Origin of the sequence: Natrinema hispanicum (assembly GCF_004217335.1) — an archaeon.
Classification (GTDB): domain Archaea; phylum Halobacteriota; class Halobacteria; order Halobacteriales; family Natrialbaceae; genus Natrinema; species Natrinema hispanicum.
Genome location: NZ_SHMP01000006.1, coordinates 326,272 through 352,775, shown reverse-complemented (window position 1 = coordinate 352,775; position 26,504 = coordinate 326,272). Strand labels below are relative to the sequence as shown.

The following is a 26,504-nucleotide window of genomic DNA, read 5'->3' as shown; positions in this document are numbered from 1 at the left end:
GGTGCCGCGACGACTGCGAGCACCAAGACAAAGATAGGTATTAACCGTCGTCGTGCGAATCGCCGGGCATGACACTCTCGAGCGCTCCCGGCAAGGTGTATTTGTTCGGGGAGCACGCGGTCGTCTACGGCGAGCCCGCCGTCCCGTGTGCGATCGAGCGGCGAGCGCGGGTGGAAGTACAGCGACGCGACGACGGTAAGCTCCGCGTCCACGCTGAGGATCTCAGTCTGAACGGCTTTACCGTTGAGTACGACGGCACGCCGGGGAACGGCCCGGATGTCGACGTCTCGGAGTCGCTGATCAGCGCTGCGATGGGCTACGTTGATGAGGCAATCGCGCAGGTTCGCGACGTGACCGGCGAGGACGACGTCGGCTTCGACGTGACGATCGAAAGTGACATTCCGCTGGGTGCGGGCCTTGGCTCCTCGGCAGCGGTCGTCGTCGCAGCTATCGACGCTGCCGCACGCGAACTCGGCGTCACGCTCGAGCCCGACGAACTCGCCGAGCGGGCCTACCAGACCGAATACCAGGTGCAGGACGGACAGGCCTCCCGGGCAGACACCTTCTGTTCGGCGACCGGCGGCGCGGTCCGCGTCGAGGGCGACGACTGTCGGTCGCTCGAGGCACCCGACCTACCAATCGTGATCGGGTTCGACGGCGGCGCGGGCGATACCGGCCAGCTGGTCGCGGGCGTTCGCGACTTGCGCGAGGAGTACGACTTTGCGGCAGACACGGTCGAAGCGATCGGCGACATCGTCCGCAACGGTGAACAGGCGCTGGCCGACGGCGACATCGCGGAACTCGGCCGGCTCATGGACTTCAATCACGGCCTGTTGTCGGCGCTCGGTGTCTCTTCGCGGTCGCTGGATACGATGGTCTGGGCGGCCCGCGACGCGGGCGCACACGGCGCGAAGCTCACTGGTGCTGGCGGCGGTGGCTGCATCGTCGCGCTGGATCCGACGCCCGAAACCGAGACGGCGCTGTCCTTTACGCCGGGCTGTGAGGACACCTTCCGCGCCGAACTCGCCGAGGACGGGGTGAAGCGACTCGAATGATCGTCCTGAAACTCGGCGGTAGCGTCATCACCGAGAAGGACCGCCCGGAAACGCTCGACGGCGACGCACTCGAGCGGGCTGCCGACGCGATCGCAGCGGCACTCGAAGGTGGACTCGAGGATCTCGTCATCGTCCACGGCGGCGGGAGCTTCGGCCACCACAACGCCAGCGAACACGGCGTCAGCACGACCGCGGGAACCCACGACGTGGACGCAGCGCTCGCCATCCACGGCGCGATGAAGACGCTAAATCAGTTCGTGCTGCGTCGACTGCTCGAGCGCGATGTGCAGGCAGTGCCGGTCCATCCGTTCTCGGCGGGCCACCGCGATCGTGATGGGACGCTCGAGCTCCCGACCGGACAGGTCGAGACGATGCTCGACGAGGGATTCGTCCCCGTCCTCCACGGTGACGTGATCGCCCACGCGGGCGCGGGTGCGACGATCGTCAGCGGCGACGAACTCGTGGCCGAACTCGCTGCGGATCTCGACGCCGATCGAATCGGGCTCTGTTCGACGGTTCCCGGCGTGTTAGACGACGCAGACGCCGTTATCGACCGGATCGACGACTTCGATGCTGTCGCCGACGTTCTCGGGGCCAGCGAGGCTACCGACGTGACCGGCGGCATGGCCGGCAAAGTGCGGACGTTGCTGGCACTCGAGGCAGAAGCGTCGATCTTCGGACTCGAGGCGCTGGCTACGTTCCTCGAGGGCGAGAATCCAGGGACGACGATCGACTGACAGCCCAACGAAGCCAAGACGACTGTTTTCAGCGGGTCCAGAAGCCGCCGGTAAGCAAGACGAGCACGGGAATGATCTCGAGGCGGCCGATCCACATGAGAAAGACCATGAGGAGCTTCGAACTGTCCGGGAACGCGAGATAGTTCCCATAGGGGCCGACCGAGCCGAACCCGGGGCCGATGTTGCCGATCGTCGCGAGGCTGGCGCTGAACGCCTCGAGTGGCGTCAGTGTGTAGCCGATGCGACTGGCATCGAGTGCGAGGAACAGCGACGCGACGGCGAAGATGAACAGATACATGAACGTGAATCCGAGGACGCCGCGGATGGCGTCCTCGTCGACGACGTTGCCGCCAAGGCGGATCGGCCGGACGACTTCGGGATGGGATGCGGTGAACAGTTCCCGGCGGAGGAACTTGAAGACGATCAGCCATCGCACGACCTTGACGCCACCGCCGGTCGAGCCAGCCGAACCGCCGACGAGCATGGCAAAGAGGAGGACGATCTTTCCCGTCGAGGACCACTCGACGAAGTCGCTGGTCGCGTAGCCGGTCGAGGTCAACAGCGACGCAATCTGGAAGGCGCTCTGTCGTAGCGAGTTCTCGAGGACGCCCTCGGTTACACCGCCAAGGCCCGCAAGCGCCGGTGCGGTGCCAGAGTAGAGCATCCCGGCGAGGAGAACGGTCAGCCCAGCGATCGCGGCGATGTAGGCGCGGAACTCGGAGTTGCGAACGAAGCGGTGGCCCTCGCCGCTGAAGACGTGCCAGAACAGGGCGAAGTTCGTCCCTGCGATGATCATGAAGGGGACCGCCGTCCACTGGACGATCGCGGAAAAGGCCGCGACGCTGTCGGCCTCTGGGGAGAACCCGCCCGTCGGGAGCGTTGTGAACCCGTGGGCGATAGCGTTGTACAGCCCCATGTTGGGGGCCATCCCCGCGAGATGAAAGCCATAGAGCAACGCGATATAGACGGCGGTAAAGGCGAAGTAGACGAGCCAGAGGATCCGCGCCGTCTCGGCGATCCGCGGCGTCAGTTTCTGTAGCTCCGGGCCCGGGGCTTCCGATTCGATGAGTTGGGCACCGCTGACAGCGACCTCCGGCAGGATCGCGACCATCAACACGATGATCCCCATCCCGCCGAGCCACTGGGTGAGCTGTCGCCACATCATCACGGCATGGGAGTGTTGTTCCAGCGAAATCTCCCCGAGGACGGTGGCCCCAGTCGTCGTGAAGCCGGACATCGACTCGAACAGCGCGTTGACGGGATCGGCGAGCGTCGATTCGGTTCCCCAGCCCGCGAGCACGTACGGAACCGCGCCGACAGCGGCGACGGCGAGCCACGAAATCGCGACGAACAGCATCGCCTCCCGGATCTGCAGGTCCGGTTCGGGGCTGAGTTGCTCGAGCCCATGGCCGACGGCGATCGTCAGCGCGATCGTCGCGACGAACGGGAACACCGGGTCACCGTAGATGAGCGCCACGACGACCGGGATCACTAACGGAACGGAGAGATACTTGAGAACGGTCCCGACGAGCGCGAAGCTGGCGCGCCACTCAGTTCGGAGCCGCATAGAACACCCCACTCACGTAGTCACGTCTGGACACGGTTGTAACGGCATTTCGCTAAGGTCGTAATGAATCCATCGTGACTGACGCGCTGCCCGGCATCGTCGCTCCGGCAGCCGCTCGCTCCGTACGGCAGGGTGTGTTGTGTCCGATCACCACCGCGAGCGCCGGTCCTGGACTCATACAACCGACTGAGACGGGCTGCTGTCCCGATGTCCCAGTGGGACCGCAGTGCGGGTCGCGGGTGCGCCGGCACTGACTGATACTGCTGGACAGAACGACGTGAAGCCGGTCGCACGTATGCGGCCGTCCCCATAGGTGACGGCCGCAAATTCCCGACCGGCTTCGTATTGACTGCTGTTCAGTAGTATGATAGGAGTCCGTATGAGGCGGGAACAGGTACTTTATACGAACCGTGCGTAGAGTGATCTATGAACGTACGCATGCCAAGCGTTCGCCATCCGCATTCGTTTTACGACGTGTTCGGCGTCGTCGCTGCGGCAGTGGCGACCATGGCTCTCATCCTCACGGTTCGGTACGGGTCGGTCATCCGGATCGAGATGGCCGCGTTCATGGCGATCGTCTTTCTATGGGCTGGGTGGGCGATCGAGCGAATCCTGGCCGAATCAGAGGAACGGTCGAAGCGACGACGGCAGCGACCACCTTGGAATCAGTAACGGTGGTGACGGCCGTCTGCCGAGCGAAGTCAGTCGACTGTCGCTCAAGGCCGTGGGATGGACTGGTGGGAAGCGGTATATTTTCATCGGAGACGGAAGAAACCCGACGTAATGTACATCATCGTTGTCGGTGCGGGTGATATCGGGATCCCGCTGATCGATATCGCGACCCAATCGGGAAACGAGGTCGTCGTCATCGAGAAAGACCCCGAACGCGCGGATCGGGCCGCCGGTGAGTACGACTGTCTGATTTTAAACGACGACGCGACGGCCCACGAAGCGCTCATCGACGCCGGAATCGGGAAGGCCGACGCCCTGATCAGCACGACCGACCGGGACGCAACCAACATCATGGTCTGTCTGCTCGCACAGGAACACAACGTTCCCGCGATCGTGTCGGTCGTCCACGATCCCGATCACATGAACGTGTTCCGCCAGATCGGCGTCAACACGATGGAGAACCCCCAGGAACTCATCGCCGAGTATCTGTATCGGTCGGTCGCGCGCCCGGCGATCGTCGACTACATGCGAATCGGCGAGGAGGCGGAGGTATTCGAGATCCGTGTCAGTGAAAACGCGCCGATCGTCGGGAAGACGATCCTTGAGGCCGCAAACGAGGGAATCATTCCCGACGACGTTCTGATCGTCGCCATCGAACGCGAAGGACAGGAGTCGCCGCTTACGCCACAGGGGAGTACGACTATCCAGACCGGCGATCTGCTGACTGTCTACTCGGGGTTCGGTGCCGACCCCGAACTCACGAACGTGTTCGGCCACTACGAGGACCGGGTAAAATGATGACCGACCCAGACGGCGACAGACTCGCAGTGATCGACAGCGATTGTAAAAGGAGACTCGAGCACGTCACGGTTTCGACGTGTATATCAACCGCGGCGGGGCAGTGAGCGATACATGAACGAGGCGGCGGCAACGATCGGCCGAGACCTCGGGCGGATCTTTCAGGCGCTGGCCGGCCTCCTGTTCGTCTCGCTGCTCGTTCCGTTGGTCTGGGGCGAGTACTGGGCGATGCCGGCATTGTTCATCTCTGGACTCGTGCCGTTCGTCATCGGCTATGCTCTGACAGCGCGGTTTCAGGGGGCCGCCCAGCCGAGCAAGTTACACGGGATGATCATCGCCGCGACGGGCTGGTTCTGCGTCGCGCTTTTCGGCTCGCTGCCGTTTCTGTTCATCGCGTGGACGCTCGAGGTCGGCCTCCCGATTATAGAGACGCCGTCTCAGACGGCGACGCTCGCAGCGTTTACCGACCCGCTCAACGCCGTCTTCGAGAGCATGAGCGGCTTTACTGGTACCGGGCTGACGATGACCGACAACGAGGAGGTCTTGCCGCGAACGCTCCAGTGGTGGCGGTCATTCATCGAGTGGGTCGGCGGTGTCGGCGTGATCGTCCTCACGACAGCGATCCTCTCGCGTCCCGGCAGTGGCTCGTTGACCCTGTATGAGAGCGAAGCCCGCTCCGAGCGGATACATCCGAGTATCGTCTCGACGGTCCAGACGATCTGGTGGATCTTCCTCCTCTTTACGTTCGTCTCGATCCTGCTACTGTGGGTCGTCGGCATGCCGCTCTGGGGGGCGATCAACCACGCCATGACCGGGCTTTCGACCGGTGGATTCTCGATCACCGACAACTCGATTGCCACCTACGATAGCGCTGCTATCGACTTCGCACTTATACCGATCATGCTGCTTGGCAGTATCGCGTTCCCGGTTCACTATCTCATCCTGCAGGGAGATCTCCGAAACTTCTATACTGATCTCCAGACCCGATGGGTGTTCATCTACATGAGCGCCGGGACGGTCGTGCTCACTGCGCTCGTCTCCGTCACCGAAACGTACGACACCCTGTTTACCGCGTTTCGCTACAGTTCCTTCCAGTTCGTCTCGGCGGCGACCTGTGCTGGCTTTCAGACTGCAGTCGACACGACCAACGTGGCGCTTGGCCGGTGGCCGGCACAGGCCCAGCTCATCGTGGCCTTTGGGATGATCGTCGGTGGCGCAGCCGGGTCAACGGCTGGCGGGATCAAGCTGATTCGGTCGATCACACTTCTCAAGGGGATCCGTTTTCGAGTCGCGGAGGTCTTCTATCCCGAAACCGCTGTTCGCCGGCTGAAAATCAACGGTCGCCGCCTTGACGAACGAGAGGTCCGCCAAGAGTTCGAAGAAGCGGCCATCATTAGCTTCCTCTGGTTCGTCTTCCTTGCGGTCGGTACCTTCGGCCTGCTGGTGATCCTCCCACAGGGCGAGTACACCCTCGAGAACGTCATCTTCGAGGTCGCCAGCGCCCAGGGCAACGTCGGACTCTCTGCGGGCATCACCGGCCCAGAATCGCTGCCGACACTTGGGAAAGTCATGTTCCTGTTCAACATGTGGATCGGTCGCCTCGAGATCATTCCCGTGCTGGTGACCTTGCGAACGGTCTTGGACCGAGGAGGGATCTACCAATGAGGATCGGCGACCTGCCGTACGTCGGCGACCCGCTCGAGGAAGGTGCCGAAGATCGGGTCTTCGATTCGCTCTTGTTACTTGGCCCGGTCATCGTCGCGCTCATCGCCGTCCTCGGACGGTCGGCACTGACGACCGGTATCGCGGTCGCGTATCTCTCGAGTTTCGTCGGTTACGTTCTCTATCGGGGCATTCTCGAGGGTGCGTGACGCCGATCAGAATCAGATCAGTTCGACGACCTCGTCGAGCACGGCCGCGTCGACGAACACGATCACGTGATCGCCGGGTCGGACAGTCGTCGAGCCCCGCGGCGTGATGTGCTCGCCACCGCGAGAGATCGCACCGATGACGACGCCGTGTGGGAGGTCGGTGGCCGCCTTCGCAATCTCTTGCCCGACGAGGATGCTGTCGGGGCCGACCTCGATCTCGATGACTTCGGCACGAGCGTGCTCGAGCATCGCGATTTTCTCGGTGTGATCAGTACGTGTAAACCGGATGATCTCCTCGGCGGTCTCCTCGCGTGGATTGACCGCGACGTCGACGCCGACGGTCTCGAAGAGATCGGCGTACTCGGGTGTTTCGATAATGGCGACGGTCCGATCGACGCCGAGTCTGTCGGCCAGTAGTGAGACGAGCAGGTTCTTCTCGTCGCTGTCTAAGGCCGCGACCACGACGTCGGCCTCGCCGACGTGCTCGCGGGCGAGGAACTCGGAGTTGGTCGCGTCGCTTTCCATGACCATCGTATTCGGCAGCGCTTCGGCGACCTCGCGGGCTCGCTCGTGATCCTGTTCAATCAATCGCGGCCGGAAGCCGTGTTCTTCGAACTCGCGGGCGGCCTGAAACCCGATCTCGCTCGCGCCGACGATGACGACTTCCTCGGTGTCGTCCGGCGTCGTCGCGACCTCGTCGGCGAAATCGTGCATCGAGTCCGGACTGCCGATGACGACGACCCGATCACACGCCCGGATGACGGTGTCGCCCCGCGTGACGATCATCTCGTCGTCCCGGAAGATCGCCGCGAAGGTCAGCGAGTCATAGCAGTCTGCCTCGCTGACCGTCCGGTCGACGATCGGGCTGTCTTCTGGAATGTCGAACTCGGCCATGCGTACGAGCCCACCAGCGAACGTATCGACGTCGTGAGCGCTTGGCAACCCGGAGATCCGGAAGATCGTCTGTGCAGTCAGGAGGTCGGTACAGACCATGAAGTCGACACCGAACGCCCCCTGCGAGCCCTGCCACGTCTCGAGCAACGTCCGCCGGCGAACACGGGCGATCGTGAAGACCTCGGCCGTGGCTTTCGCCGCGCCACAGACGACCGCGTTGGTCTCGTCGTTGTCGGTACAGGCGATGACGAGCCCGGCTTGCTCGAGGCCGGCCTCACGCAACACCTCGAGATCGGTCCCGTCGCCACGGATGGTAAGGACGTCCAGCGAGTAGGTGAGTTCCTCGGTCACGTCGCTGTCGCGGTCGACGACGACGACGTCGTGGGTGTCCTCGAGATTCGCGGCGATCGACCGCCCGACTTCACCGGCACCGACGATGATTACGTACACGACGATCCCTCCGAAAGCATGCGTACTGAAACCGTATTTCGGGGCGACCGGGAAATGGATTACGATGCGCGAAGACGGGCTGAGCGGCGCGGTAGGCCGGCGATGTTGGACACGCGAGACCCCATCACCGAGGCGGATACGAACCGATGAGCTAACCCACTGTGTTTTTAAGACCTGGGCGTGTACGAGCACATAGCGAAACCCGCGGGCAAGTGCGTTCGGGGCTTCCGATGTCGGAGGCCGGCCGGAGACTGGTTGTCTCCGCGAGCGCATAGCGGGATGGCCGACGCGCTGCAAGACGCCGGGGCCGAACAACCAGGAGTCCGCGGACCGTTTCGATGAGAGTCCACAACGCGGCTTTCAGTGCTACGAACCATGGAAATCGAAATCGCAACGATTGGCGGCTACGAAGAAGTCGGACGGCAGATGACTGCCGTCCGCGCCGGTGACGACGTCGTCATCTTCGATATGGGTCTGAACCTCTCGAAGGTGCTGATCCACGACAACGTCGAAACCGAACGGATGCACAGTCTCGACCTGATCGACATGGGCGCGATCCCCGACGACCGAGTCATGAGCGACTTGGAGGGCGACGTCCAGGCGATCGTCCCGACCCACGGTCACCTTGACCACATCGGCGCGATCTCAAAGCTCGCGCACCGATACGACGCGCCGATCGTCGCAACGCCGTTTACGATCGAGCTCGTCAAACAGCAGATCGAGGGCGAACAGAAGTTCGGCGTCGAGAACGACCTGATCAAGATGGACGCCGGCGAAATGATGTCGATCGGTGACTCCGGAAAGATCGACCTCGAGTTCGTCAACGTCACCCACTCGATCATCGACGCGATCAACCCCGTCCTCCACACGCCCGAGGGCGCGATCGTCTACGGGCTGGACAAACGGATGGACCACACGCCCGTCATCGGCGACCCGATCGACATGGAGCGGTTCCGTGAGATCGGTCGCGAGGGAGAGGGCGTCCTCTGTTACATCGAGGACTGTACCAACGCCAACAAGAAGGGCCGGACGCCCTCCGAAAACGTCGCCCGCGAACACCTCCGGGACGTCCTCTATAGCCTCGAGGATTACGACGGCGGGATCGTCGCCACCACCTTCTCGAGTCACATCGCCCGCGTGAAGTCGCTCGTCGAGTTCGCCGACGATATCGGTCGCCAGCCCGTCCTGTTGGGTCGCTCGATGGAGAAGTATTCGGGCACCGCCGAACGGCTCGACTTTATCGACTTCCCCACTGATCTGGGGATGTTCGGCCACCGCAAGTCCGTCGACCGCACGTTCAAGCGCATTATGAACGAGGGGAAAGGCGACTACCTGCCAGTCGTCACTGGCCACCAGGGCGAGCCCCGCGCGATGCTTACCCGGATGGCCCGCGGCGAAACGCCCTACGAACTGGACGAGGGCGACAAGGTCGTCTTCTCGGCACGGGTCATCCCCGAGCCGACCAACGAGGGCCAGCGCTACCAGGCCGAGAAGCTCCTGGGCATGCAGGGCGCGCGCATCTACGACGACATCCACGTCTCCGGGCACATGAACCAGGAGGGTCACTACGAGATGCTCGACGCGCTCCAGCCCCAGCACGTCATTCCGGCCCACCAGGACATGAAAGGGTTCTCGGGCTACGTCGACCTCGCCTCGAACGAGGGCTACAAGCTCGGACGGGACCTCCACGTCACGCGCAACGGGAACCTCATCCAGCTCGTCGACTGATATGACGAGTCCCGAGGCACGCGAACAGGCGGTGCTCGAAGCGGTGCGCAAGCGTCGTGAACTCGTCAACGACGCGATTCCCGAGGAGCTTCCCATCCAGCGACCCGAGCGGCTCTACGAAGCCTCTCGGTACCTGCTGGATGCAGGCGGCAAGCGGCTCCGGCCGACCGTCTTCCTGACGACAGCGGAGGCGCTGGCCGACGTCGAGGCGCTCTCAACCGGGTATCGGTCGTTTCCCTCACTCGACGACAGCGGCCCAGTGGACGTGATGGCTGGTGCTGTCAGCGTCGAGGTCATCCAGTCGTTTACCCTGATCCACGACGACATCATGGACGACGACGACCTCCGGCGTGGCGTCCCCGCCGTCCACAAGGAGTACGATCTCGAGACGGCCATTCTGGCCGGCGACACGCTCTACTCGAAAGCGTTCGAGATCATGCTCGAGACGAACGCGGAGTCGGACCGTGTCGTCGACGCGTTCGAGGTCCTCGCGACCACCTGTACGGACATCTGCGAAGGGCAGTCGCTCGACGTCACCTTCGAGGAACGCACCGACGTCTCGCCCGACGAGTACCTCGAGATGGTCGAACAGAAGACGGCCGTCCTCTACGCAGCATCGGCGTGCTTGCCGGCGATCTTGCTCGGCGCGGACGACGAGACGATCGACGAACTCTACGGCTACGGGCTCGACGTCGGCCGTGCGTTCCAGATTCAGGACGACGTCCTCGACCTGACCGTCCCCAGCGAGCAACTCGGCAAACAGCGGGGCAGCGACCTCGTCGAGAACAAACAGACGCTGATCACCGTCCACGCCCGCGAGCAGGGCGTTGACGTCGACAACTTAGTCGACACCGACGACGTCGACGCGGTCACCGAAGCCGAGATCGACGACGCAGTCGCCGAACTCGAGGCGGCTGGCTCGATCTCCTATGCGAACCAGACCGCCCGCGATCTGGTCGAACGCGGCAAGAACCGACTCGAGGTCTTGCCGGACAACGAGGCGCGTGACCTCCTCTGTGAACTCGCGGATTACCTGATCGAACGCGGCTACTGAGACGGGCTGCTATACCGCGTTCCCGGTGAGACCCAGGACGATCGCGGTCGTACCGGCACGACGACGGCAGTCCGTCTGACATCAGTCGCCGCACAGATCGAGCAACACCGCGAATCGCGAGGGTTTTTGACCGGGCGCGGATAGCACACGGTAATGAACGACGAGTTACGCGAGCGCGTCGAGCGCGAGGTCGAAAAGCACGCGCTGTTGAACGCGGTCAAACACGAAAGCGACGCCGACGTCGGCGCGATCATGGGACCGCTAATGGGCGACAACCCCGAGTTCCGCGAGCACGGCGACGAGATTCCGGGCATCGCCGGCGGCGTCGTCGGACGGGTCAACGATCTTGATTACGAGGAAAAACGCGCTCGCCTCGAGGAACTCGCCCCCGAGGAACTCGCCGAGATCGAAGCCGAAGAGGAAGAAGACGAACACGACCTCCCCGACCTGCCGAACGCCGAGGAGTACGACGAGGTCCGGATGCGATGTGCGCCAAACCCCAACGGCCCGTGGCACGTCGGCCACGCCCGGATGCCCGCCGTCATCGGCACCTATCGCGACCGCTACGACGGCTGGTTCTGCGTGCGCTTCGACGACACCGACCCCGAGACCAAACGGCCGGATCTCGCGGCCTACGACGACATTCTCGAGGATCTCGACTATCTCGGCTTCGAGCCCGACGCGACGTACAAGGCGAGCGACCGTCTCGAGACCTACTACGACCACGCCCGCGAGCTGATCGACCTGGGCGGGGCCTACACCTGCTCGTGTTCAGGCGAGGACTTCTCGGAGCTGAAGAACTCGGGCGAGCCGTGTCCCCACCGCGACAAGGACACTGAGACCGTGCGCTCCGAGTTCGAGGCCATGATCGACGGCGAGTACGACAGTGGCGAGATGGTCCTGCGGGTCAAAACCGACATCGAGCACAAGAACCCCGCGCTGCGCGACTGGGTCGCCTTCCGGATGATCGACACGCCACACCCGCGCGAGGAGGCCAGCGAGTACCGGTGCTGGCCGATGTTGGACTTCCAGTCGGGCGTCGACGACCACCTCATCGGGATCACACACATTATCCGCGGGATCGACCTACAGGACTCCGCGAAACGCCAGCAGTTCGTCTACGACTACTTCGACTGGGACTACCCCGAAGTGATCCACTGGGGTCACGTCCAACTCGACGACTATGACGTCAAGATGAGCACGTCGACCATCTCGGAACTGATCGAGCAAGGCAAACTCGACGGCTGGGACGACCCGCGCGCGCCGACGCTCAAGAGCCTGCGCCGGCGCGGCATCCGCGGCGAGGCTATCGTCGACGCGATGACTCAGCTGGGTACCTCGACCACCGACGTCGACCTCGCGATGAGTTCGATCTACGCGAACAACCGCGACCTGATCGACGACGAAACCGACCGCCGCTTTTTGGTCCGTGACGGCGTCCAGCTCCCGCTCGGCGGTAGCCCACCGGACGAAGCGAACCCGCCGCTCCACCCCAACCACGAGGACCGCGGCGTGCGAGAGATCCCGGTCAGCGATGCCGTCTTACTCGAGGAAGGAGACCTCCCCGGCCGCGAGGAACGGATCTGGCTCAAGGGACTGGGCTGTTTCCAGTACACCCGCGACACGCTCCAGTATACCGGCGACGACATCGACGTCGTCCGCGAGGGAGACGTCGACGTCGTCCACTGGGTGCCTGCCAGCGAGAGCGTTCCCGTCCGGATGCGAACGATGGATGGCGACGTCTCCGGACGCGCCGAGCCGGGTGTCGCCGCCCTCGAGTCCGACGAGATGGTCCAGTTCGAGCGCGTCGGCTTCGCGCGGATCGACCGCCACGACGAAGACGAGACGGTCGTCTACTACGCCCATCCCTGAGACGGAGTGCTGTCCCGAGTTCCCGGCACACCCACAGTGCGGTCGTGAGTGCGCCGGAACTGACCGACAGCGAGCCGTCTGATACGTTACTCGAGTAAGTCGTCCGCACGATCCGGATCCGGGTCGGCGACGACACCATCTTGCCGACCCAACACGCGAGCGTGGGCGGCACAGACGAGCCGGTTCTCGTCCCATGGGATGTGCAACTCGACCGTGGCGGGGCGCTCGCAGTCAGGCTCGGAACACTCCGGTTTCATTCGTCCGTGTGAACGAGAGCCACAGCTTCAGTGTTTGCCCGCGATCACAGTACGAAGACGGCGACGACGAACCCAAAGAGGATCGACGCCGTTAGCAGCACTTGCACCGCTGTCGACGCGAGAACGCCGATCGTCGTGTAAACGGCTGAGCGGGTGCTCCCCTCGAGTTCGCCGTCACGAACGAACTCGAGGACGAAGACAGTGCCAAAGAGGCCGACGAGGAGGCCAAGCGGCCCGGTGACGACCATGAGGACGATCCCGACGATAGCAGCAGCCGCGGTCGTCAGCCACGACGCACCGCCTGCGCGGGCGGCGATCGAGCCGCCGAAGAACTCGATGAGTGCCGTGACGATGGCGAGGACAGCGAGCACGACGAAGGCCAGTGCGCTCAACTCGGCGAACCCGGCACCCCACCAGTAGACGCCGAGGCCGGCAAGCGAGAGGAGCCCACTCGGAACCATCGGCACGGCCGCTCCGACGATGGCACCGACGAGCAAGGCAATCGCGAGGACCGTTACCGCGTCGACCATATGTCACTCGAGGGGCTCAAACGCCAAAGCCATGCTGCCGGCTGCCTCGAGTCGGCTCGGTCGGCGGCCGGTTCGTAGCGTCCGAAGCACGACGACACGCCCCAAAAGCTCACTGAAAAGCCTGCCGAGTCGATCGTCTCGCCAATCAGGTCCGACCCTGCCGTGAGGATGATCTCGACGAGCGTCTGTTCCGGGGCGAGCGTCTCGAGGTCGGTTTCGGCCGTCACGCCGGGCACCAGGTCGACGCCGTCGACCTCGAGCAGCGTCTGAAGCGCGTCGTCGGTGAGCTGGACCGTGTAGACATCGCCGCTCTGGACGGTGGTCGATGGGAGCGACACGAGCGCGACGGCAATAATCAGAAAGACCAGCAACGCACCCGTCGTCAACTGAGCCATCCAGTTTTGGAGCCTTCCAGCATGAACGTCAAATAATGGTGGCCGCCTCTCCGCGGGCTGAAGGCGGTACGCTGGATGATGTCAAGGCGTGCCGACGTACCGGTGTCTGTTGATGAGATACACGAGCGACGACCCCCAGAGTGCAACGACGAATCCATACATGGCGTCCCCGGGTGGGTGTATCGACTGGCGAAGTGAGGCGACCAGATAGACGAGCGCGTACACGCCCACCGGACCAGCCACGTACACTACCGAAAGCGGTTGCCAGGCCGCGCTCGCATCCACGAGCGTCTCTGTATCTTTGACGAGCGAGACGACTGCAGCGATCGCAGTGACAACCAGACAAAATAGCAACAACGCGCCAATAATCACTGAACCACCGCCACCGTCGGACACAATCCAGAACACGAAGAGCAACACCAGCGGGGCAACGAGCACGTACACGACGACTGGGAGCCACCACCGCGAGTCGTCGACAGGCCGTTCACGTTCGGCTCGCGGTGCCGTGGGATCGCGCACCCGAGCGACATTGCTGGCGACCCACGCGCCGACGATCGCGCTGGCCATCGTGAGCAGCGCTACGAACGCAACACCGAGAACGAGCTCGACGAGGAACAAGACGACAGTGACGGCAGTCATCGCCGGCGACTCGGAGCCGAGCGTCGTGACCAGATCGGCGACGGACTCCGCGAGGACGCCACCCGACCCGACGAGGCCGGTTCGCACGCCAGCGCGGCGACTTGCTATCGACCGGTCATGGTAGTGATAGCCGACGAACAGTCCAGCCGCGAGCAACGGTGTTGCTGGACTGAGACCGCCGATGACGACACCATCACGCGGGACGGCGTCCAACGCCAAGACCAGTGTTATCGGAATCGACGCGAGCCCGACGAGGGTTGCGGCTCGTAACCGGTCGTCGGTCAGTCGCTCGAGGAGGGATCGAAAGGAGGGCATCAGTACCATTCGCCCAGTTGTTGTTAGAATGTTAAAATTATTGCTGGGCGTATCGCGTGGAGCCTCGCGGTCAGCGCTCGGCGAATCGATCCCGAACCGCAAGCGCCGTGTCTCCCCCGTACTGGTCGACCAGCGGGCAGACGGCGTCGCCGAGCGCCCGCATACACTGTCCCGTCGAGTGGTATCCGAGGCGATCGGCGACGACGTCCCAGTCGCGACTCTGGAGGACACGCAGGATGAACAGCCGTTCCTCGCGGTCGCTCAGGTCGACGGCCGCTGGATCGTCGACGAAGTACCGGACGACGAGGTCGCGAAACGGCCCGGGATCGATATCGAACAGCCCCGGTCCGTAGGCCGCTCCCGCGACGACACGCCATTCATGATCGGTCAACGAAAGTGACGCCCCGGCCCCATCGGCGACGCTACGGAGCAGCGCACGAGCGACGTCGGGCTCGAGGTCGTCGAGCGCGTCGGAACAGAGGGCGTCGAATCGGCGGACGAACCAGTCGGCATGGCGGTCGTGTAATGCCTGTCCATCGGCGCTCGTCGGCGCGAGCATGAGCGCGGAGTACTCGCCGCTGGCGTCGTTGCGTGTCGTCGAGACGTGGATCGCTCGATAGCCGTTCTCACGCCAGAACGCCAGCAAGCCGGGTGTCGCGCCGAAGCCGGTGCCGAGCCAGTCGACCGTGGTTCCGAATTCGTCGCGAACGCACTCGAGCAGACGCGAGCCAAGCCCCCGCGAGCGGGCAGCGTGGTGGGTCGCGATACGGACGACGCGCAGGCCAGCCGGCTCGGCTGCCGCCTCGTCCCGCAACTGGCTGGTCAGTACGTCCGGCAGCATGTTGCCACGGACGCGGCCGCCCTCGTACATCATCGCTCGCGTGGCCGGCGAGAGATTCCCCTCGCGAGCGAGCAGCGCCACGCTGACGACGTGGCCGTCGTGGACGAGCGCGCGGGCCTCGAGATTGGGCGCGTCGAGCAACCGCGCGAGATCGTTGGGTTCGGTTCGGTAGTGGGCGAGCACGAGCAGGCCAAAGGCCTCCCGGAGCAGGGGTTCGTCCGCGAGTAAGTCGGCAGGCTCGAGCCGCCGGTAGTCGACCGTTTCAGGGACCGCGTCGGCCACGAGCGCGTCGACCGGCGGGCGGGCGTCGAGTAGCAAGGCGCGGAAGGCCCACACTTCGACGGGATCGCCCGCCGCGTACCTGATCGGCTCGGCGAGCTGGCAGTCGATCACCTCGTGATCGCTTTCGGCGAGTCGTTCCCGAAACCGGACCGAGAAGCCACGTCCTGCACCCTCGTAGCCGTGGATCGTCGTTGCGAAAGCGATGCGGTCGGCTGCAAGCAGCGACTCGAGCGTCGCGACTGGCAGGGCGGCAGCCTCGTCAACGATGACGATGTCGGCCGACGCGAGTGCATCGATGGCCGCGTTGGGTTTCCGAAAACGAACTGAGCCGCCCGCGGTCGTCTCGATCCGGCGGGAGTCGACGACAGCGTCGGACTCGAGGTGCTCGACAAGGTCGCTGGCACGATCGAACAGTTCCGCCGTATTCCGGGCGGCGGGCGCGGTCACGAGCACGTCCTCGCCGGCGACGGCGTACGCACCAGCGGCCAGTCCCGCGGCGCTCGATTTGCCCCGGCCGCGGTCGGCCTCGAGGACGACAGCCCGCTCGGTCTCGGAAAGCGACTCGAGCGCGGCGACGGCGTCGACCTGATCGGCCGTCAGGCAAGCCTCGTAGATCGCAGTCTGGAATCGGTGGTCGACTGGCGGCGTCGGCGGCTCCGTCGGCATCTGCGGGGCCGGATCGGTCAGTCCGTCGGCGTCGACGCTGTCGGTCTCGAGGTCGACGATCGCGATCCCACGGTGGACTCGCAGCGTCTCGACGAGCCGGCGTTTGAACCGGCCGGTGACGTCGTCGATGTCGAACGGCGGCACTGCAAGCGAGGCATCGAACTCGTCGCGGCGATCCGGCCAGGACGCAAGCGGCGGGGTCAACAGGACGAGCAGGCCGCCGCCGTCGACTGCGCCGACGACTTTGCCGAGCGCGTTCGGCCGGAGGTCGTCGTGGGCGTCGACGGCGATCACGTCTCTGGTTGTTCCCAACAGTTCGCCGGCGTTTGACTGCGGGAGCTGTTCACAGCGGAGTCGGTCGTCGGGACCGACAAGCGTCGTCTCGGTGATCGGAACCGAGAGGGTATCGAGGACCGACTCGAGGGTATCGTACCCCCGTTTACGAGCGCCCGCGAGCACGAGCAGTCGGCGCTCGTTGGTTCGCTCGGCTTCCCCGCGAAGCGACTCGGCGAGGCCGACGGCGTCGACGTCCATGTGTGTGGTGGCGTTGGCGTCTCGAGCGTAATATACTGCTGGACAACGCGCGGACACACTGTCCGGTCTGCTGTACCGATTTATCGGCGTCTCCGCGACTCGTCCTGCGAATACGCCGGAACTGACTGACAGTAGTCCGTATGATTGCACGCGAGGTGCTCTCGCCGCGAGCGGATGGAACGGTCCACACGACCGAACGATCCGTGCGGAGCGATCTCACGCACTCGCTCGTTTGAACACGCTTTTAAGGAGGGCAGCGCTACTCAGGTGTACACCCTACACGGGGTTGATGATGCTCCTAGCCCTACAGGACTTCCGCCGGAGTCGTTCCGGCACGGGTACCCAGTGCCCGGATGGCAGGGGAGCGCGAGCCCACGTGTAGGAGAGGTGAACAACCAATGTCAGTCTACGTAACCACCGACATCCCAGCCGACCTCGCAGACGACGCCCTCGAGGCGCTCGAGGTCGCACGAGACACCGGACGAGTAAAGAAAGGAACGAACGAAACGACGAAGGCCATCGAGCGCGGCAACGCCGACCTCGTCTACGTCGCCGAAGACGTCTCCCCCGAGGAGATCGTCATGCACCTGCCGGAGCTCGCAGACGAGAAAGGCATCCCAGTCGTCTTCATCGAGACCCAAGACGACGTCGGCCACGCCGCCGGCCTCGAGGTCGGCTCGGCCGCTGCGGCGATCGTCGACGCCGGCGAGGCCGACGGCGACGTCGAGGACATCGCCGACAAGGTCGAGGACCTCGACTGAGGTGATCAGAGATGAGTGCTGAAGAGGAAGAAAGCGGCTCTACGCCCGCCGAGGTCATCGAGATCGTCGGCAAGACCGGCATGCACGGCGAAGCCATGCAGGTCAAATGCCGGATCAAGGAGGGCGAGAACCAGGGACGCATCATCACCCGTAACTGCCTCGGGCCGGTCCGCGAAGGGGACGTACTCCAGCTTCGCGAGACCGCCCGCGAGGCCGACTCCATCGGAGGACAATAATGGTCGAGAAACGAACCTGCGACTACACGGGCGAAGAGATCGAACCCGGCACGGGCATCATGTACGTCAAAACCGACGGCACCGTGCTCCACTTCGTCGACTCCAAAGCGGAGAAAAACTACAAGCTCGGGCGCGAACCCCGAGATCTGGAGTGGACCGAAGAGGGTCGTCGCGCCAAAGGCCCAGCCCAAGAAGAGGCACCTGCAGCCGACGAAGCCGAAGCTGAGACGTCCACCGAGGACGAGAGCGACGACATCGAGGCTGAGGAAGCATGAGCGATCACGAGCGCACCTTCGTGATGGTCAAGCCCGACGCCTTCGCGCGTGGCCTCGTCGGCGAGGTCGTCTCCCGACTCGAGGACCGCGGGCTCAAGCTCGTCGGCATCAAAGTCGAGAACATGCCCCGTGAACGGGCAGAGGAACACTACAGCGAACACGAGGACAAACCGTTCTACGACGACCTCGTGGACTTCATCACCTCGGGTCCAGTCGTGCCGATGGTCTGGGAGGGCCAGGACGCGACCAGACAGGTCCGCCAGATGATCGGCGAGACCGACCCGCTCGAGGCCGCACCCGGCACGATCCGGGGCGACTACGCGCTCGATCTCGGTCGGAACGTCGTCCACGCCGCCGACCACGAGGACGAGGGCGCAAACGAACGCGAGATCGCGATCCACTTCGACGAGGACGAGCTGATCGACTACGATCAGCACGACGCCGAGTGGCTCTACGAGTAATCGATCTCGAGCCCACATCTGTTTCCGATTTTCTGGACGTACACGTCCCGTTAGCGTGTTCTGTGCTGTAACAAAGGCAACACCGCTGCGGGTGTTCTCTCGATAATACTACCGCCAAATATTCTAGAGTAGAATACACGTATTCATCTAGAGAGACGTAACATCTAATGTCACGGCTAGAGTAGAGGCTGTTGGTGGTTTCGAATGGTAACACACAGGAGGTGGGCCGTGAATGCGTGAAACGGACGGGAAAGTGACCCCGTTGATGACGGACGCGACGCCGTCGCTGGATCTCGTTTTCGAACTCCTCTCGAACAGTCGACGACGGTATGCACTGTACCATCTGAATGATCAACCGGACGGCGTCGCGACGCTTGAAACGCTCACCGAGAACGTCGTCGCCTTTGAACAACAGACAGGTACGAGCGACGGAGAACACACGACGGACCGGCATGCGAGCGTTCGACTGGCGCTCACACACACCCACCTCCCGAAACTCGAAGACGCAGGCCTTCTCGAATACGACCGACGCAGCGAGATGGTGCGATACTGGCGACAGCCATCAGTCGAGGAGTGGCTCGAACACGCTCGTCACAAGGAGATCACGTAACACGGGCGAGTTCACGGCAATCGGCAGCGGCGACCAGCGGATGCGAGACGGGGACTCACCGACCGCTGAAACTTTTAATAGCGAGTCTGTGGTGGATGCTCGTGAGTATCGGGAAATCGCACGACAGGATAGCTGTGAGTTTATTCGGGGTGATAACGTCCCACTCCTCAAAACTTAACAGGCGAGGAACCGATACAGAACATGAAGCAAACACTATGACTGATCACGAACTTCCACCACTTCCGTATGATTACGACGCACTCGAGCCATCGATTTCCGAACAGGTCCTGACCTGGCATCACGACACGCACCACCAGGGCTACGTCAACGGCCTCAACGCGGCCGAAGAGACCCTCGCGGAGAACCGCGAAGAGGGCGACTTCAGTACGACGCCCGGGGCAATTAGTAACGTCACCCACAACGGCTGTGGACACTATCTCCACACGCTGTTCTGGGAGAACATGTCTCCGAACGGCGGCGGCGAGCCCGAGGGCGACCTCGCCGATCGCATCGAGGAGGACTTCGGCTCCTACGAGGGCTGGAAAGGCGAGTTCGAGGCCGCAGCCGGTGCCGCCAGTGGCTGGGCACTGCTGGTATACGACCCGGTTGCGAAGCAACTGCGCAACGTCGCAGTCGACAAGCACGACCAGGGCGCACTCTGGGGCTCCCATCCGGTCCTCGCGCTGGACGTCTGGGAACACTCTTACTACTATGACTACGGTCCGGACCGCGGGAGCTTCATCGACGCCTTCTTCGACGTCGTCAACTGGGAGAAGGCCGAAGAAGAGTACCAGAAGTGTCTCGACCACTTCGAGTAAGCGACGAGTTGTCAACTCCCTATTTTTATCGCCCGCAGACACCCGACAGCGGACGCAGTAGCGTTCGGGTGATGTCGACGCGCCGTCAGATCGGTGGGTAACGACGCTTGATTGGTTGTGACTACCATGGTTTAACTATATGTGGAATGATGTCTCACCCCACATGGCCGCCGAGGACAGCGTCGACACGATTGTCGAGGATCGAGACCGGGAGCGATACCAGCCATCCCCCGAAACCGAACCGGTCGAGCCGAGTGGATCGCTCGCGGCTGCCCTTCAGGCAGCCTGCGACGGAGCCGTGCGCTTCGACGAGTACACGCGCGTGCTCTATGCGACCGACGGCAGCATCTACAGCGCACAGCCTGCCGGCGTCGTCTTCCCGCGGGACGTCGAGGACGTTCGTGCAGCGGTCCGCGTCGCAGCCGACCACAACGCGCCGGTGGTGCCGCGGGGCGCTGGCACCTCGCTTGCCGGTCAGACCGTCGGGCCGGGCTGTGTCGTCCTCGATTTGTCGCGACACATGGATGAGATTCAGGCGATCGATCCGGACGAGCAAACCGCTGTCGTCCAGCCGGGCGTGGTTCAGGACGATCTCGACGCCGCACTCGAGTCCCACGGCCTTCGTTTCGCACCGGATCCGGCCTCGTCGAACCGCGCGACGATCGGCGGCGGGATCGGGAACAACTCGACGGGCGCACACTCAGTGCGATACGGTATCACGGACGCCTATGTCGAGGAGTGTGCGGTCGTGCTCGCCGACGGCTCGCTGATCCACACCCGGGACGTCGTCCTTGACAGTCCAGAGTGGGACCGGCTCGTCTCGAAAGACGACCGCGAGGCTGCGATCTACCGGACGGTTCGAGCGCTGGTCGAGGACAACGCCGACGAGATCGAAGCTCGGTATCCAGACCTCAAACGCAGCGTCAGCGGCTACAATCTGCAAAAAGTGATCCGAACGGATAGCGAAGGGAATCGGATCATCAACCTCTCGAAACTGCTCGTCGGTGCCGAAGGCACGCTCGGTGTCGTCGTCGAGGCGACGCTCTCGCTCGTGACCCGCCCCGACGAGACCGCGCTCGCAGTCTGCTGTTATGACGATCTGCTCGAGGCGCTTGCCGCCGTCCCCGAAGCACTCGACCTCGAGGCCAGCGCGGTCGAACTCATGGACGACGAGGTGTTTCGGCTGGCCGCCGACTCGGCGGAGTACGCCGAGTACGCGGAGCCGATTCCCGAGGGAACCGAAGCAGCGCTGATGCTCGAGTTCGATTCGGAGGTCGTCGACGACCTCCCGGACGCAGTGGCGGCGGCAACGACCCACCTCGTAGACGAGGGCAGGGCGTTCGAATCGCTCGAGGCGTTTTCGCCGGCGAAACAGGATCGACTCTGGAAGCTTCGGAAGGCCGCGATCCCGCTGTTGATGAGCATGGAGGGCGATCCGAAGCCCTACCCGTTCGTCGAGGACGCCTCCGTCCCGCCCGAAGAACTCGCGGAGTACGTCGCGGGCTTCCAGGAGATTCTCGAGACCCACGACACGACGGCAGCGTACTTCGCACACGCGGGCGTCGGGACGCTTCACATTCGGCCGGTCCTCAATCTGAAAGACGGCGACGACGTCGAGACAATGCGTGCCATCGCCGACGACGTCACCGACCTCGTCGCCGAACACAACGGCTCCTTTTCGGGCGAGCACGGTGACGGCCTCGCGCGAACGGAGTTCAACCCGAAGCTGTACGGCCCCCAACTCTGGGACGCGTTCAAGGAGCTCAAATCGGCGTTCGACCCGGACTGGCGGCTAAATCCTGGGAACGTTGTCTACCGTGGTGAAAACTCGACTGACATCCGCGATCACCTCCGATACGGGCCGGAGTATGCCTCGCTCGAGCCGCGGACGACGCTCGACTTCGACGAGGAGGGCGGCTTTTCCCACCTCGTGGAACTCTGTAACGGCTGTGGGACCTGCCGACAGACCGGTAGCGACGTGATGTGTCCGACGTATCGCGCGACCGAGGAGGAGCTCACGACCACGCGAGGCCGTGCGAACCTGCTTCGGGCGGCGATCAGCGGCGAGATCGACCCCGACGAACTCTACAGCGAGCAGTTTCAGTCGGAGGTACTCGACCTCTGTATCGGCTGTAAGGGCTGTCAGAGCGACTGTCCCACCGGGGTCGACCTTGCGAAGCTCAAAGCCGAGGTCAAACAGCAGTACCACGACCGCAAAGGGACGAGTCTCCGGGAACAGTTGTTCGCGAACGTCGATCGGCTGGCGTCGCTGGGGAGTACGGTCGCACCGCTTGCGAATCGTGCCACGAAGGTGCCGGGTGCGCGGACCGCCCTCGAGAAGACGGTCGGGATCGCTGCCGAGCGGTCGCTGCCGACGTTCCAGCGGGAAACGCTGGTCGACTGGTACGGAGCGCGGGGGCCCCAGCTCGATGCGGACACGGCGACCGCGGGGGTCGTCCTCTACCCGGACACGGACACCAACTACTCGAATCCGGCAGTCGGGAAAGCAGCCGTCGAGGTCCTCGAGGCGGCGGGGGTTCGCGTCGCGGTTCCCGAACTGGGGCCGACCGGGCGCGCGGCCTACTCCCAGGGGCTGCTCGAGGCCGCCGCCGACCAGGGCCGAGCGCTGCTCGACGATCTCGAGCCGTATCTCGAGCGCGGCTGGGCGGTCCTGTTCGTCGAGCCCTCGGATGCAGCGATGGTTGTCGACGAGTATCGCTCGCTGCTCGACGACGAGCGCGTCGAGACGCTCGCTGCGAATGCGTTCGGTGTCTGTGAATACCTCGATGACCACCGGCTGGACGAAGCCCTGTCGTTCGACGGTGCCACAACCGCGGACACGCGGCTGACGTTTCACGGTCACTGCCACCAGAAGGCCCGCGGCGCGGACCACCACGCGGTCGGCGTGCTCCGGCGGGCTGGCTATCCCGTCGAGCCCGTCGATTCGGGCTGCTGTGGCATGGCCGGCAGTTTCGGCTACGAAGCCGACCACTACGACCTCTCGCGGGCGATCGGTTCGATATTGCGAGACCAACTCGAGGATCACACGCGCCGCGACGGCACCGAGACGACGGTCGTCGCCCCCGGAACCTCCTGTCGGACACAAATTGGCGACTTCGAGGGCTACGACCGGCCCACCCATCCCGTCGAGATGCTCGCCCACGCACTCGAGACGTAGCGAACCGATCTCGAGCAGCGATCGGGAACCGGAATGCAGTGTGCCGTCGCACTGACTGCTGTCCGACAGTATGAAGAACTCCCCTCGCCAGCACCCGACATGGACAAACGCGAGCGTCTCGAGGCCTACCTCGAGTCCCACGACCTCGATTCGGTCTGGTTCGTGCGGCCGAACTCGTTTGCATGGCTGACCGGTGGGAACAACGTCGTCGACCGCGAGGGCGATATCGGCGTCGCCGCGGTGGGCTACGACGGGACCAACGTGACCATCGTGGCGAACAACATCGAAACCGATCGCATCGTAAACGAGGAAATTCCAGATCTAGACACCGACGGACTCGTAGTTGAATCGTTCCCCTGGCACGCGTCGTCGCTGGACGAAGCCGTCGCCGAGTACGTCGGCGACGACGAGCAGGCTGCGATCGATATCGACCTCTCTGGGTTCGAGCGCGTTGATCCGACCCCGTTGCGCCAGCCACTGACCGACCGCGATCAGAAGCGCTATCGTGACCTCAGCAGGCAGACGGCCGCCGCCGTCGAAGCCGTCTGTCGCGAACTCCAGTCAGAGGACACAGAGCACGAAGTCGCCTCCGCCCTGCGAGTCGCACTCTCTGCCCGTGACATCGAGGCCCCCGTTGTCCTCGTCGGCGGGGCAACACGGGCCCAGCAGTACCGCCACTATACGCCGACCGACGCCGAACTCGGCGAGTACGCGCTCGTCTCCGTCACTGCCGAACGGGCCGGACTCCATGCAAGCTGTACCCGAACCGTCGCCTTCGATCCGCCGGCGTGGCTCGAGGAACGCCACGAGGCCACAGCCCGCGTGGAGACGACGGCACTTGCAGCGACGCAGGAAGCCGCAAATACCAGTGGCACGGCTGGCGACGTCTTCGCTGCTCTCCAGGACGCTTACGACGCGGTGGGCTACGACGGCGAGTGGGAACACCACCATCAGGGTGGAGCCGCCGGCTTCGCAGGCCGGGAGTGGATCGCCACGCCGGACCACGACACGCCGGTCGAAGCGCCGATGGCCTACGCGTGGAATCCGACGGTACAGGGTGCAAAAAGCGAAGACACTGCACTCGTCACGGCAGACGACGTCGAGGTCCTGACAGCGACGGATCGCTGGCCGACGACGACCGTCTCTGCGGTCAACCGAGACCTCGAACTCGAGCGTCCCGTGATTCTCGATCTCGAGGAGTAGCGTCCATCGGGTCGATTCAAGCAGCTAGCTGTCGTCGGTGTCGTCCTCGTTGCTCTCAGTGTCGACGGATTCGACTTCAACCTCGTCGTCGCCGAGCGGCGGTGTACTGTCATCGACGGTGATCGTCACCGGCTCGGTCTCCGCGAGGGTATCCGGCTCAGGTTCGCGCTCGCGATCGAGGACGCGATCGAGCCTGAAGATGGTGTTTAATTCCTGTTGGACCTGATCGACGACATCGCCGACGAGGTCGCTTGGCGGGATCGCGGTGTACTCGTATGGGTTGTTGCCGGCCCCTTCGCTGGCGCGTTTTTCGCGGCTGACGCGGGCTTCCTCGTGGAGTTCCGCGAGTGCCTCGCGGACCGTACTCGGATAGAGTCCAGTCCCCTTTGCGACCTCCTCGGAGGTACTGCCCGGATTGTCCAGCAGATAGACGTAGATCTTCGCACGGGTTTCCGTATCCAGAATCCACGAGAGCAGATCGACGATCCGCTGGTCGAGTTCCTCGACGGCCGGACTACGGCCGATCTCGGTCTCGACGACGTCGTCCGGTCCCGCGAGCGATTCTTCTCTCTCGTCAGCGTCGTCGACCGGATGGTCGTCTGCGTCGTCGGAACTCATGTGGCGTCTCGTACAGGATGAGGCCTCGCGCGGAGTTAAACCTTTGTGGCGGTCATTCGGTTTGCAAAAAGAGCGACTCACACAGCGCGTCTGGACCGTCCTCCTCGAACAGCCGTCGCTGTCGAGCCGCGCCGCTTTCGCGCTCGTAGACCCGTTTGATGCCATCGATCCCGAGCCGCTCGCACTCACGGTCGACGAGGTCGCCGAGGTCGACCGTTCCCTCAAGGTCGCGGTCAATAAACGACGCGTCCTGTCCATAGCGGATGGCCCGCCACTTGTTCTCGTCGAGCAGTTCTCGGCGATGCTGGTAGCCGCTTGTGCCATCTTCGTACTCCTCTGCCAGCGCCTCGACGAGCGCGTGGGCATACTCGACGAACGCCATGACGATATCGGGGTCGGCCTGCCCGTCCGGCGTCCGCAGTTCGACCGTGCCGTGTTCGGTGTGGGGGCGCACGTCGTACCAGAGTTCGCCACGATCGTTGATCGAGTCGGTCTCGAGCATCAGCCGCTCGAACCGATCGAACGCCTCGAAGTCTTCGAAGTAGGTCGGCATCCCCGTGTTCGGCAGCGCCTCGAAGATCTTCGCGCGCGCCGACTGAAGGCCGGTGTCGAAGCCGTTCCAGTAGGGAGAGTTCGCGGAGAGTGCGAGCATGATCGGGACGTACCACCGCAGTTCGTTGGCGATCCAGACCGCCTTGTCGGCGTCGTCGACGCCGACGTGGACGTGGACGCCCGCGGTCGTGTTCCGATGCTGTGGATACTGAATCCGGTCGAGTTGGGCCTGGTAGCGAGGCTTTTCGGCGTGCTCGAGTTCCTGCCACTTCGCAAGCGGGTGGAGGCCGGCGGCGGCGATCCGGTAGCCGTGGGCCTCGGCGTGGTCGACTAACGCTTGGCGGATGTCGAGCAGCGACTCGCGGGCGTCACCGAGATCCTCGATCAGCGGCGTCTGCGTTTCGATGACGAACTTGAACAGTTCGTGATCGAGCCGTCCCTCGAGAATCTCGGGCGGGTCGTACTCGTAGACGAGGTCGTCGGTCCCGCTGGTAGGCCGGCCGTCCTCGTCGACGACGAAACACTCCTCTTCGATCCCCAGCGTTCCCATGCGCGTAAACGCGTCTCGCGACCCGCGTTCCATCGTGTCGTGCTTTCGTCGCCGACAGTAAATACGGTTTGGAGTCGGGACGATC

Annotated in this window: 26 protein-coding genes; 17 read left to right on the top strand and 9 right to left on the bottom strand. The window is 63.8% G+C overall.

What is annotated here, in order from left to right:
• Nucleotides 1-68: 68 nt before the first annotated feature.
• Both mvk and BDK88_RS16210 read left to right on the top strand, forming a co-directional pair.
• Nucleotides 69-1,055, top strand: a complete 987-nt coding sequence (gene mvk / locus BDK88_RS16215) for a mevalonate kinase (protein WP_130501343.1) — start codon at nt 69-71, stop codon at nt 1,053-1,055.
• Nucleotides 1,052-1,792: an isopentenyl phosphate kinase gene (locus BDK88_RS16210; protein ID WP_130501342.1), complete on the top strand. Its 741-nt coding sequence runs from the start codon at nt 1,052-1,054 to the stop codon at nt 1,790-1,792. The genes mvk and BDK88_RS16210 overlap by 4 nt, the downstream gene beginning before the upstream one ends.
• Before the next feature lie 28 nt (nt 1,793-1,820).
• Here the strand turns inward: BDK88_RS16210 and BDK88_RS16205 are convergent, their stop codons facing one another.
• Nucleotides 1,821-3,359 (bottom strand): TrkH family potassium uptake protein, encoded by a 1,539-nt coding sequence (locus tag BDK88_RS16205; RefSeq protein WP_130501341.1) that lies wholly within the window; start codon nt 3,357-3,359, stop codon nt 1,821-1,823.
• Nucleotides 3,360-3,785: 426 nt separating this feature from the next.
• On the opposite strand from BDK88_RS16205, the gene BDK88_RS16200 reads away from it, so the two are divergent.
• The 4 genes from BDK88_RS16200 (at nt 3,786) to BDK88_RS16185 (ending at nt 6,700) form a co-directional block, all read left to right on the top strand.
• The gene (locus BDK88_RS16200; protein WP_130501340.1) at nt 3,786-4,031 is read left to right on the top strand and encodes a hypothetical protein; all 246 of its coding nucleotides are present in this window, start codon (nt 3,786-3,788) and stop codon (nt 4,029-4,031) included.
• Between the two features lie 111 nt (nt 4,032-4,142).
• On the top strand, nt 4,143-4,829 hold the full coding sequence (locus BDK88_RS16195; RefSeq protein WP_008012940.1) for a potassium channel family protein: 687 nt from the start codon (nt 4,143-4,145) through the stop codon (nt 4,827-4,829).
• Between the two features lie 114 nt (nt 4,830-4,943).
• Nucleotides 4,944-6,494, top strand: coding sequence for a TrkH family potassium uptake protein (locus BDK88_RS16190; RefSeq protein ID WP_130501339.1), 1,551 nt, complete (start codon nt 4,944-4,946; stop codon nt 6,492-6,494).
• Complete coding sequence (locus tag BDK88_RS16185; RefSeq protein ID WP_130501338.1) at nt 6,491-6,700, top strand: hypothetical protein; 210 nt, start codon at nt 6,491-6,493, stop codon at nt 6,698-6,700. The genes BDK88_RS16190 and BDK88_RS16185 overlap by 4 nt, the downstream gene beginning before the upstream one ends.
• 12 nt (nt 6,701-6,712) lie before the next feature.
• Here the strand turns inward: BDK88_RS16185 and trkA are convergent, their stop codons facing one another.
• Nucleotides 6,713-8,044, bottom strand: a complete 1,332-nt coding sequence (gene trkA, locus BDK88_RS16180) for a Trk system potassium transporter TrkA (RefSeq protein WP_130501337.1) — start codon at nt 8,042-8,044, stop codon at nt 6,713-6,715.
• 375 nt (nt 8,045-8,419) lie between these two features.
• On the opposite strand from trkA, the gene BDK88_RS16175 reads away from it, so the two are divergent.
• The 3 genes from BDK88_RS16175 (at nt 8,420) to BDK88_RS16165 (ending at nt 12,698) form a co-directional block, all read left to right on the top strand.
• Nucleotides 8,420-9,772: a ribonuclease J gene (locus BDK88_RS16175; RefSeq protein ID WP_130501336.1), complete on the top strand. Its 1,353-nt coding sequence runs from the start codon at nt 8,420-8,422 to the stop codon at nt 9,770-9,772.
• A gap of 1 nt (nt 9,773) precedes the next feature.
• On the top strand, nt 9,774-10,826 hold the full coding sequence (idsA3, locus tag BDK88_RS16170; protein ID WP_130501335.1) for a geranylfarnesyl diphosphate synthase: 1,053 nt from the start codon (nt 9,774-9,776) through the stop codon (nt 10,824-10,826).
• Between the two features lie 153 nt (nt 10,827-10,979).
• Entirely contained in the window at nt 10,980-12,698 is a 1,719-nt protein-coding gene (locus BDK88_RS16165) for a glutamate--tRNA ligase (protein WP_130501334.1), read from the top strand.
• An 86-nt stretch (nt 12,699-12,784) separates the two neighbouring features.
• Here the strand turns inward: BDK88_RS16165 and BDK88_RS21300 are convergent, their stop codons facing one another.
• From BDK88_RS21300 to tmcA, 5 genes are all read right to left on the bottom strand, one after another.
• On the bottom strand, nt 12,785-12,955 hold the full coding sequence (locus tag BDK88_RS21300; RefSeq protein ID WP_165396979.1) for a hypothetical protein: 171 nt from the start codon (nt 12,953-12,955) through the stop codon (nt 12,785-12,787).
• Between the two features lie 44 nt (nt 12,956-12,999).
• Nucleotides 13,000-13,485: a DUF456 domain-containing protein gene (locus BDK88_RS16160; RefSeq protein WP_130501333.1), complete on the bottom strand. Its 486-nt coding sequence runs from the start codon at nt 13,483-13,485 to the stop codon at nt 13,000-13,002.
• Entirely contained in the window at nt 13,470-13,880 is a 411-nt protein-coding gene (locus tag BDK88_RS21835; protein WP_242611685.1) for a hypothetical protein, read from the bottom strand. Before BDK88_RS21835 ends, BDK88_RS16160 begins: the two co-directional genes overlap by 16 nt.
• Nucleotides 13,881-13,961: 81 nt before the next feature.
• Nucleotides 13,962-14,834: a DUF5518 domain-containing protein gene (locus BDK88_RS16150; protein WP_130501332.1), complete on the bottom strand. Its 873-nt coding sequence runs from the start codon at nt 14,832-14,834 to the stop codon at nt 13,962-13,964.
• Between the two features lie 70 nt (nt 14,835-14,904).
• Entirely contained in the window at nt 14,905-17,157 is a 2,253-nt protein-coding gene (tmcA, locus tag BDK88_RS16145) for a tRNA(Met) cytidine acetyltransferase TmcA (RefSeq protein ID WP_130501331.1), read from the bottom strand.
• 398 nt (nt 17,158-17,555) lie between these two features.
• Between tmcA and rpl7ae the strand changes: the two genes are divergently transcribed.
• The 8 genes from rpl7ae (at nt 17,556) to BDK88_RS16100 (ending at nt 24,699) form a co-directional block, all read left to right on the top strand.
• On the top strand, nt 17,556-17,918 hold the full coding sequence (gene rpl7ae / locus BDK88_RS16135) for a 50S ribosomal protein L7Ae (RefSeq protein ID WP_008012956.1): 363 nt from the start codon (nt 17,556-17,558) through the stop codon (nt 17,916-17,918).
• 11 nt (nt 17,919-17,929) lie between these two features.
• Complete coding sequence (locus BDK88_RS16130) at nt 17,930-18,154, top strand: 30S ribosomal protein S28e (RefSeq protein WP_006064297.1); 225 nt, start codon at nt 17,930-17,932, stop codon at nt 18,152-18,154.
• Nucleotides 18,154-18,429 carry a 50S ribosomal protein L24e gene (locus tag BDK88_RS16125; protein WP_130501330.1) on the top strand — a complete coding sequence of 92 codons (276 nt, stop codon included), beginning with the start codon at nt 18,154-18,156 and terminating at the stop codon, nt 18,427-18,429. Before BDK88_RS16130 ends, BDK88_RS16125 begins: the two co-directional genes overlap by 1 nt.
• Nucleotides 18,426-18,890: a nucleoside-diphosphate kinase gene (ndk, locus tag BDK88_RS16120; RefSeq protein WP_008012982.1), complete on the top strand. Its 465-nt coding sequence runs from the start codon at nt 18,426-18,428 to the stop codon at nt 18,888-18,890. Before BDK88_RS16125 ends, ndk begins: the two co-directional genes overlap by 4 nt.
• 232 nt (nt 18,891-19,122) lie before the next feature.
• Nucleotides 19,123-19,500: a DUF7344 domain-containing protein gene (locus BDK88_RS16115; RefSeq protein WP_130501329.1), complete on the top strand. Its 378-nt coding sequence runs from the start codon at nt 19,123-19,125 to the stop codon at nt 19,498-19,500.
• A 215-nt stretch (nt 19,501-19,715) separates the two neighbouring features.
• On the top strand, nt 19,716-20,318 hold the full coding sequence (sod, locus tag BDK88_RS16110) for a superoxide dismutase (RefSeq protein ID WP_130501328.1): 603 nt from the start codon (nt 19,716-19,718) through the stop codon (nt 20,316-20,318).
• A gap of 163 nt (nt 20,319-20,481) precedes the next feature.
• Nucleotides 20,482-23,496, top strand: coding sequence for an FAD-binding and (Fe-S)-binding domain-containing protein (locus tag BDK88_RS16105; RefSeq protein ID WP_130501327.1), 3,015 nt, complete (start codon nt 20,482-20,484; stop codon nt 23,494-23,496).
• Nucleotides 23,497-23,595: 99 nt separating this feature from the next.
• A complete protein-coding gene (locus BDK88_RS16100; protein WP_130501391.1) occupies nt 23,596-24,699 on the top strand; it encodes a M24 family metallopeptidase in 1,104 nt (367 codons plus the stop codon).
• Between the two features lie 24 nt (nt 24,700-24,723).
• Here the strand turns inward: BDK88_RS16100 and BDK88_RS16095 are convergent, their stop codons facing one another.
• Together BDK88_RS16095 and BDK88_RS16090 are read right to left on the bottom strand one after the other, a co-directional pair.
• Nucleotides 24,724-25,317 (bottom strand): helix-turn-helix domain-containing protein, encoded by a 594-nt coding sequence (locus tag BDK88_RS16095; protein WP_130501326.1) that lies wholly within the window; start codon nt 25,315-25,317, stop codon nt 24,724-24,726.
• 52 nt (nt 25,318-25,369) lie between these two features.
• The gene (locus BDK88_RS16090; RefSeq protein WP_130501325.1) at nt 25,370-26,452 is read right to left on the bottom strand and encodes a glutamate--cysteine ligase; all 1,083 of its coding nucleotides are present in this window, start codon (nt 26,450-26,452) and stop codon (nt 25,370-25,372) included.
• Nucleotides 26,453-26,504: the final 52 nt, after the last annotated feature.